This window comes from Jannaschia sp. M317 (assembly GCF_025141175.1).
Taxonomy (GTDB): domain Bacteria; phylum Pseudomonadota; class Alphaproteobacteria; order Rhodobacterales; family Rhodobacteraceae; genus Jannaschia.
This window is the reverse complement of sequence record NZ_CP081155.1, coordinates 208,830-215,000: the sequence shown is the minus strand read 5'-3', so window position 1 is coordinate 215,000 and position 6,171 is coordinate 208,830. Positions and strand designations below refer to the sequence as shown.

At 65.7% G+C, this 6,171-nt stretch carries 4 protein-coding genes and 2 rRNA genes (1 of these 6 cut by a window edge); 2 read left to right on the top strand and 4 right to left on the bottom strand.

The genetic code is table 11. From position 1 onward, the window contains the following. Both K3551_RS01140 and rrf read left to right on the top strand, forming a co-directional pair. Window positions 1-445, top strand: a 23S ribosomal RNA gene (locus K3551_RS01140) (it extends 2,386 nt beyond the left edge of the window). Between the two features lie 179 nt (window positions 446-624). After that, window positions 625-739: ribosomal RNA gene (gene rrf / locus K3551_RS01135) — 5S ribosomal RNA — on the top strand. A 78-nt stretch (window positions 740-817) separates the two neighbouring features. Here the strand turns inward: rrf and K3551_RS01130 are convergent. The 4 genes from K3551_RS01130 to K3551_RS01115 form a co-directional block, all read right to left on the bottom strand. Continuing rightward, window positions 818-1,234 carry a VOC family protein gene (locus tag K3551_RS01130; RefSeq protein WP_259916961.1) on the bottom strand — a complete coding sequence of 139 codons (417 nt, stop codon included), beginning with the start codon at window positions 1,232-1,234 and terminating at the stop codon, window positions 818-820. Between the two features lie 61 nt (window positions 1,235-1,295). After that, window positions 1,296-4,082, bottom strand: a complete 2,787-nt coding sequence (locus tag K3551_RS01125; RefSeq protein WP_259916958.1) for a hypothetical protein — start codon at window positions 4,080-4,082, stop codon at window positions 1,296-1,298. Between the two features lie 11 nt (window positions 4,083-4,093). Then, the gene (locus tag K3551_RS01120) at window positions 4,094-4,726 is read right to left on the bottom strand and encodes an alginate O-acetyltransferase AlgF (protein ID WP_259916956.1); all 633 of its coding nucleotides are present in this window, start codon (window positions 4,724-4,726) and stop codon (window positions 4,094-4,096) included. A gap of 10 nt (window positions 4,727-4,736) precedes the next feature. Continuing rightward, window positions 4,737-6,161 carry an alginate O-acetyltransferase AlgX-related protein gene (locus K3551_RS01115; RefSeq protein WP_259916955.1) on the bottom strand — a complete coding sequence of 475 codons (1,425 nt, stop codon included), beginning with the start codon at window positions 6,159-6,161 and terminating at the stop codon, window positions 4,737-4,739. Window positions 6,162-6,171 lie beyond the last annotated feature (10 nt).

Here is a 6,171-nt window from a genome sequence, read left to right as displayed (position 1 = left end):
CCGGGGATAACAGGCTGATACTGCCCAAGAGTCCATATCGACGGCAGTGTTTGGCACCTCGATGTCGGCTCATCTCATCCTGGGGCTGGAGCAGGTCCCAAGGGTACGGCTGTTCGCCGTTTAAAGAGGTACGTGAGCTGGGTTTAGAACGTCGTGAGACAGTTCGGTCCCTATCTTCCGTGGGTGTAGGATATTTGAGAAGAGTTGCCCCTAGTACGAGAGGACCGGGGTGAACGATCCACTGGTGGACCAGTTGTCGTGCCAACGGCAGTGCTGGGTAGCTATGATCGGACAGGATAACCGCTGAAGGCATCTAAGCGGGAAGCCCCCTTCAAAACAAGATATCCCTGAGGACCGTGGTAGACCACCACGTCGATAGGCCGGAGATGTAAGCGCAGCAATGCGTTCAGTTGACCGGTACTAATTGTCCGATAGGCTTGATTTGATCCAGTAGTAGACTGAAACAAATCAATAGCATACGCACACAAAACACGAGACTTGGAACAAACGATGTGAACCCTCTCGCGCACCACAGAAACGGTGCGGGAACGCGCCTCCTTCGGAGACGCTACCTCCCGCTAACACACCTCTCTGCGCTGCGCGCAGAGAGGTGTGTTTTTTCGGTTTGGTGGTCATAGCGCAAGCAAAACACCCGGTCCCATCCCGAACCCGGCCGTTAAGTGCTGCCGCGCCAATGGTACTGCGTCTTAAGACGTGGGAGAGTAGGTCACCGCCAAACCTAATAAACACACCAAAAACTCTGTATAACGATAAAACAAACAAGCCCCTGAGCACCCGCTCAGGGGCTTGTTTGCGTCTAAAGACTGCCGTTGATCTCGATCTGGTTGCCGCTTGGATCCTCCACATACACGTGACGCAAGCCGGGGATCGCGAACTCTCCGGTGACCGAATGGCAAAGGCCCGCACGCCGAAGCCGCGCGATCACCGCGTCCAGATCCGCTACCTGAAACGCAACATGCCCGCCAATCGACGCGTTGTGCTCCAGCCCGTTGCGCCGCGCGAAACTTTCGTCCGCCGCGATCAGGTGCAAACCCGAATGGCCATCCCGCCCGTCGCCCAGAAGGGCCAGTTTGCCCGGATCGCCAGGCAGATAGTCCCGTCTGGCAGGAAACGACCAGGACGATCCCGCCATGCCAAGAGTGTCCGCGTATAAAACCGCCGTCCGCCGCACATCGCGGGCCTCAAGGTTAACGGGATCAATAGACCAACTCATGCAACACCCCCGCGTGCATAGATAAAACAAAACCCCAGTGCTCGACTGCGGTGCGTCATCTTCACAGGTTTGGGCTGCCGGCACTGAGCCGTAGCAGGCGCGTAAGGTCCTGCGCCTTGCTGTTGCCCGTCCCGGCGGCGCGTTCCAGCCAGGGCAGCGCGGCGGCGCGGTCCATTGCGACACCCAGGCCGAAGGCCAGCGCCTCGCCGTATTCGGACATTGCAATCGTGTCACCCGCCTCGGCTGCGCTGCGCAACCAGGTCACAGCGGCCTCCAGGTCGCCTTCGGTCTGGGCCTGATCTCTCAGGGTCAGGCCATGTACGCGCATCGCGACCGGGTCGCCGCTTTCAGCGGTTTCTCGGTAAATCGCTGCCAGGTCCAGTCTGGCAGAAATCAACGCCTGTGTATCTGTGTGGGCCGCCCGGAACCCGCTGAGGTATCCAGCCAGCGTGCCGTGCTTTCCCTCGGTACGGGCGGTCTGGATCATCGCGACCGCGCGGTCGATGTCGTAGATGGGCGTATTGGGGGAAAGCACCAGGCGGAACAGTTCCCGGTTGGCGATCGGGTCGCCGCGTGCCCCAGCCTCGGTGAAGAACGAGATCGCCTTCGACAACGATCCCGGCCCGCCCCGGTTCAGCTGGGCGCGGGCGAAATGCACCATTTCGACGGTGTTGTCGCCCAGCAGGGCCTCGGCGACGCGCAGCCAATGGGCGGTACGGTCCGGCAGGTCCAGCGTACGCGTCAGGGCCACGAGGTCCATGGCACTGCGGTAGGTGCAGGGCATCAGGCCTGCCGCACGCGCGAGGGCCTGCTGACGGTGTGGATCTTCGGAAACGGAGGCTGCGAAAAGTTGTGCCGCGAAATCGCCATTGGCCTCTATGACGGCCCGGTACGTGGCATAGACCTGCTCGGCCCCGCCGCCGGTGGGGTCAATTTGCGGCAGCAGGCGCAGCGGGTTTCCGTAGCCGCGGCTGGCGGAGGCACGGAACAGGTCGGCAATGTCGGCGCGCGTGGTTTCGTCCAGGGCGCGGGCATGGCCCAGACCGGCGATGCCCTCGAACAGGTCCCGTGTCAGGACCTTGGCGAAATCGGGACCGGCGACCCGATACCGGGCGCGCAGGGTGTCGAGGATCGCCTCGCGTTCGGCCTCGGTCGGGGCCAGCGACAGGTCCAGACGCGCACGGGCGACCAGCTGTGCATCGGTCTCGTCTGTCCGAGCGGCCCAATAGGCGCGGACGTCAGCAGGAAGACCCGGATCATTCCGCAGGAGCCACTGCCAACGGGCCAATCCGTCACCGTTTCCTTCCAGGGCCTCGGATTGCAGACGGGCGTACTGGCGCGGGGCCGCGTCAGGGGTGATCGTGGCCAGGCGATCCGACGACAGGTTCAGATCCTCTGTCCCGATGGCATCTGCCCCTGCCTGCCAAAAACGGGCCGTTTGCGCAGTGGGGGCATTTGGCGCGCGGCAGGCATGGGCCGCATGCAGGCGCGACATCGGGCGGGACCCGCCGCGTTCATCGGCCACACGTGTCAGCAGGTCTCCGGCACGATCCAGGTCGCGCAGGGTCGGTGCCTCGGCCAGCAAAAGATCCGCCATCAGGACGTGTCCGTCCAGATCGCCCCGATCGACGGCGTCCTGCAGAAGTGTCAGCGCAATCTGCCGACCGCCCCAGCGGCCGTGATCCTCAAGGGCGGCCTCGGCCAGTCTGGTAAAGGCCCAGCCGGGCGCATCGGGCATGGTGGCCAGCCGGGACGTGGCATCCAGTCGCGCCGCCCGCGCGTCGAGCCAGCGGTCTTCGTGGCGGTCCAGGAACAGGGCCAGTTGCACCAGCCCACGGCGCGCGTCCTGGGTGCCGGTGCTTTCGTGCAGGGCGCGGGCGCGGTCCAGATCCTGTGGCAGCAGGGCACCGCGTTCCAGAATGTCGGCCAGGGCCGTTCGGGCATAGGGCAGGCCCGCGTCCACGGCCTTTTGCAGGTAGCTGAGCAGCAGATCGTTCGATTTCTCGAACCCCTCGGCGCGCAGGTGAAATTCCGACACCTTCCACGCGGCACGCCCGTCGCCCAGATCGGCGGCAAAACGATACCAGTCGTGGGCCAGCGCCTTGTCCGGGGCCACGATGCCGCCGAATTCATAGATCTGAGCAATCCGGCGGATGCGGTCGCAGATGCCGGGGTTCAGCTCTCCTACCAGGGTTCCGAAGGCGGTGGTGATGGCCAGCTCGACCGGCACGGCCCATCCCGGCAGGTCTTCACCCGCAAGCTGCCGCGTGGCAAGCGCCAGGATCGCTTCGGGGTCGCCGGCATAGGCGGCAGCGGTCAGCAGGCTGTCGGCGCGCGCCGTGTCCCGCGCAATGCCGATCCCGTCACGCACCAGATTGGACAGGATCCGCCGCCCTTGGGGGGACAGCGCAGGGCCCAGCGCGTCCAATTCCGCGACAAGGCCACTGTCTGTCAGGGCATCAAAGGCCCCGGCTGCTTCCAGCCGGACGATCTTCAGACGCAGGGCAGGTTCTCCGACGAAAGCGGGATCGCGGGCTTGCAGCAAGGCAATCGCTCGGTCCGCCGTATCCGCCCAGCGGGGGCCATCCAGTTCCAGAAGGCGGCGAATGTCACGGCGGATGTCGGGCATCGAACGGTCAGGCAGGACGCGCCCGTCCCAATCGGTCCAGCGCGCGACCGTCTCATCATCTGATGGGGGCGAGACGCAGATCGCCACCGTGTCGATCTGCGGCGGGCGAAAGGCGAGCGTCAGCTGGGCCTGTTGCGCCTGCGCAGGCACCAACCCCGCCGCAAGCGCAAGCCCGGCAAGCCAGGGCGTGATCCGCCCCAGGCCCGTTTTTCCACCCACGCCCATCGGCCCTAGCGCTTGTAGCTGTTGGGCACGGCCACGGCAGAGAACCCGCCCGCGTCCCCGGTCAACACGAACGACACGCCCGCACGGCGACGCAGTTCCACGGCCGAGACACTGGCCAGGGTCTGTTCACCCACGCGCATGTCGAAATCGAGCGTCAACGGCGCCTTCAGCGCCACCGACTTCGCCCCGATTGCGGGCACGGCGGCCAGGGCCACGGCGCGCGCCGCCGGAACAAACAGATCGACCGACGCGCTGCTCGACAGATTGTAGAGCGAGACGTCCGACTTGGCCGGGCTGAGCGTCAGCGCATCGGTCAGAACCTGCGTCGATCCGTCAGCGGCCAGCACGACCGTGTAGTGCGTGGCGGGGGCCGCCTGAACGGTGGTAGCCGTGCCGGGCAGGCTGACCTCGATGGCGCCTGGCATGACGTTCACATAGGCGGACAGACCACCGGTGAAATCGCCCACGCGGGTCCCGTCGATGGATGCGAAACCGGCGTCAGGCGCCAAGACGCGGATAAAGCTTGATTGCGGGTCGAAGACATCTTCGTAAAGACCTTCGTCCCCGGCCAACGATGGGCCGGCGGCGATCAGGGTTGCGGCAAGGCCAGTGGCCAGAAGAGTGCGACGTGTGGTCATGAGAAGGATCCTATGCGGGGGGAAGGGGGGAACACGTGAACAGACCGGCAGCGGGGCCGAGGGCGGCAGTGACGTCGATTTCAACCTCGGCGGCGCCCTCGGGCCACAGACCGGTCAGCGGCATGTAGAAATGGCCGGTGCGGCGCAGACGGGCCCCGCGTGTGATCGACCGGCTTCTGACCCGCGCATCCGCGGACCAGAAATGAAAGGCCGCGGCATCGATGACACCGCTGTCCGTGGCCAGATGCAGGGTGTCGTCGGGGCCAAGCCCCGCAGGCAGCACCGCCGTCATCCCCATGCGATCCGCCGAGACGGAGACCGGCACCGGCGTCGTGCAGGTGCCGCCGGCGGCGGCAATCAGCTCCCGCAGGGGTTGGTCGCCGGTTTGCGCCAGGTTGGCGTAGATCGGGTTTTCCCACACCAGAAAGGCGGGCGGGGCCTGCTGGAAGTCGTCGGACGTCAGATAGGACGTGATCGAACCGTATTGCCCGCCGCCGGTGATGGCAAAACTTATGACTTCGACCCCGGCATGCTGGGCGACGAAACCCGGAAAGTTCGCGACCTCCAGATCGGTGAACGAGGTGCCGACCAGGGCGACGGGCAGCCGCGCCGCATCGGCCCCGAACAGGTCGATTGCTCCGCTTTCGTCCCCCAGACCGATGTCCAATGCGGGCGCGTCGTCCAACCCGATGTCCAGGGCCGGCGCATCGCCCAATCCGATGTCGACCGCGGGGGCACCGTCGCCCAGACCGATATCCAGCAGGCCACCGCCCGTGTCGATGGTCGTGCGATAGGTCATCGTCTCGACCGGGGGCAGCGTGTCGCGGCAGTTGCGCTGAAGGATCCGGCGCATGCCGGAAAAGGCGGTTTGCACGCCGGTCTCTTCGGTCACATGGGGCGTCGGTTCCTGTGCGTCGAAACCGGGTTGTGCGCGCAGCACATCGGCCACCGCGCGGGCCGCCAGATCGGCCCCGTGCGCGGTCCAGTGGGTGTCGGTCGCAAAGAACGCCAGTTCACCCGGTTCAGCCTGCCGCAGGGCCGCGGCCAGGTCGACGGTGGTGACGCCCGCCAGTTCCAGCCGCCGCAGGATGTCGGCCTGGACTTCGGTCGCGACCGCCAGATCGAACCCCATGGGCCCCGCGGCGTCCGGCAACCAGTCAGGCATCGCGACGGATTTGGTGGGAATCGGTGCATAGATCAGCTTGGTGCCCCGCGCCTGCAGGGCACGCGACAGGGCGGCGAGGTTCGCCACGGTCTGATCCGAGAACGGCCGATCCATGCGCAGGTCCGATACCAATCGAAAGAACACCCCGTCCTTGCCCTCGATCGTCGCCAGATCCGGGTCGCTGTCGAGCGCGCGGCAGCCATAGCCGCTCTCGCCCTCGGTCTGGGCAAGGGCGGGCAGGGCGCAGGCCAGGGCGAGCGCGGCGATCATGGGCGACAGG

Coding starts and splice junctions, on each gene's coding strand:
- K3551_RS01130 (WP_259916961.1), bottom strand. CDS start 1,234: ATGAGTTGGTCTATTGATCCCGTTAACCTTGAGGCCCGCGATGTGCGG.
- K3551_RS01120 (WP_259916956.1), bottom strand. CDS start 4,726: ATGACCACACGTCGCACTCTTCTGGCCACTGGCCTTGCCGCAACCCTG.
- K3551_RS01115 (WP_259916955.1), bottom strand. CDS start 6,161: ATGATCGCCGCGCTCGCCCTGGCCTGCGCCCTGCCCGCCCTTGCCCAG.